Consider the following 1810-nt stretch of genomic DNA (forward strand, 5'->3'; position numbering starts at 1 on the left):
TCTCTCCTATTTTTAGTCTGTCTTATAGTCTTTTCTTATTTTTTTTGTTTTTCTATGCCAGGATACGGGGTGGTGAGGGGTCTTGGGGGGTTGGAGACGGGTAGAGATGTGTAAAAGGGACAGGACTGCGCAAGGAGCAGGTTGCCGTCAGCCTGCGCAAGCACGGCGCGGCGGCTGTCGTCGCGCGGGTGATCCTCGTGCTGGACGCGTCGGGCTCGATGAGCGGCCTGTACGCGCGCGGGGTCGTCGCCGACGTGGTCGAGCGCATGGCGGCGGTCGCGGCGCAACTGGACGACGACGGCGAGATCCAGGCGTGGACCTTCGCCTCGCACCCGGCGCGGCTGCCCGACCTGCGGATCGCGGAACTGCCGCTGTGGCTGCGGCTGCACGTCCGGGTGGGCGAGCTGAGCCTGTTCGGCCGGCCCAAGAAGCCCCGGCACGGACTGCAGCCGGGCCAGATCGACATGCGGTTCGTCGGCATCCAGAACGAGGAGCAGAAGGTCATCGCCGAGGTCCGGGCGTTCGTGCGGGCGTACCCGACGGCGGCGCCGACGCTCGTGCTGTTCTTCTCCGACGGCGGTGTCTACCGCAACGCGCAGATCGAGCAGCAGTTGCGCGAGGCGGTGGAGGAACCGGTGTTCTGGCAGTTCGTCGGCCTGGGCCGGGCCAACTACGGGGTGCTGGAGCGTTTCGACACCCTGCCGGGCCGGCGTGTGGACAACGTCGGGTTCTTCGCCGTGGACGACATCGCCACAGTGCCGGACGCGGAGCTCTACGACCGGCTCCTCTCGGAGTTCCCCTCCTGGATGACGGCCGCGCGGCAGGCCGGGATCCTGCGCTGAACCTCCCGTTTGTCGGCGGCCGTCGGGCCGTGCGACTCCAGGACGACCGGCGCGCCGAGTGCCTCCCCCACCGCCTCCGACCAGGCGGCCGGATCGGGGCCGGGCACGTCCCAGCACGCCGGACGCGCCGTCAGCAGCCGTTCAGTGAGGGCGGCCTGGTGGCCGAGGTCCCCGGGCGGGGCGGTGGGCAGCCGCGTCTGCCCGGTGTCGTACGCGCGGACCAGCCGCAGCTGCGGGCAGCGGCGGGGCGCGTCGAGGTGGGTGACGGCGAGGGCGTCCACACCGCCGCAGACCTCGACGGCGTAGCGGTGGGCGACGGCGTCGAAGTGGCCGGTGCGGAAGGCGCCCTGCCAGGGGCCGTGGCCGTTGTGCGGTTCGGGCAGCAGCGGGGCGAGTTCGGGGTCCTCGGTGACGTGCGGTCCGGGGCCGTGGCGGGTGGTGTACGTCCGTACGACGCCGAGCCGGCGGGCCTCCTGGCCGGCTTCCGCCAGCAGGGCCTCGGCGCCCGCGAACGTGGTCGTGGACCAGGTGGTGTAGGGGTGGAAACCGTGCCACTCGTCCAGGAGCACGCCCTGGGCGCCCTCGAGGACGACCGTGCCCTCGCGCAGGACGCGGGCGAGGTGGCCGTCGCCGGTGAGGGTGACGGCGCGGGCGAAGGCGGTGAAGGCGTCGGCGCAGTCCTCGGGCGGCGGGGCGGGCAGCCGGCGTCCGAACTCGTCGGCCAGGCGGTCGCGCAGCAGGCGCAGCTTGCGCAGCAGACGGGGGCGTGAGGCGCAGTCCCCCGCGGTGGGGGCGGCCTGGGGGGGGGGGGCCTGGGTGGGGGGCCCACTGGGGTGGAACCTTCGGAACCTGGCGGGGGTCGTTCTGGTCCAGGGAGGGGTAGGGCCCGAAACGAGGGAATGGTGGGTGCCGAGCGCCCCGCGGATCCCGAAGTCGGTGAGGACGGCCCGTGGGATGCCGCGGTGCAT

Annotated in this window: 1 protein-coding gene and 1 pseudogene; one reads left to right on the forward strand and one right to left on the reverse strand. The window is 72.2% G+C overall.

Going from position 1 to position 1810, the window contains the following annotated elements:
- Positions 1 to 113: 113 nt before the first annotated feature.
- Positions 114 to 842 (forward strand): annotated as a pseudogene (locus PV350_RS46445) (vWA domain-containing protein); the annotation flags it as partial.
- On the opposite strand, the gene PV350_RS46450 reads toward PV350_RS46445, so the two are convergent.
- Positions 773 to 1810 (reverse strand): adenylosuccinate synthetase (locus PV350_RS46450; protein WP_500339289.1); only part of this gene is annotated, 1038 nt, incomplete at its 5' end. The pseudogene PV350_RS46445 and the gene PV350_RS46450 sit on opposite strands and share 70 nt — an antisense overlap.

The organism is Streptomyces sp. PA03-6a (assembly GCF_033792765.1).
Classification (GTDB): Bacteria; Actinomycetota; Actinomycetes; order Streptomycetales; family Streptomycetaceae; genus Actinacidiphila.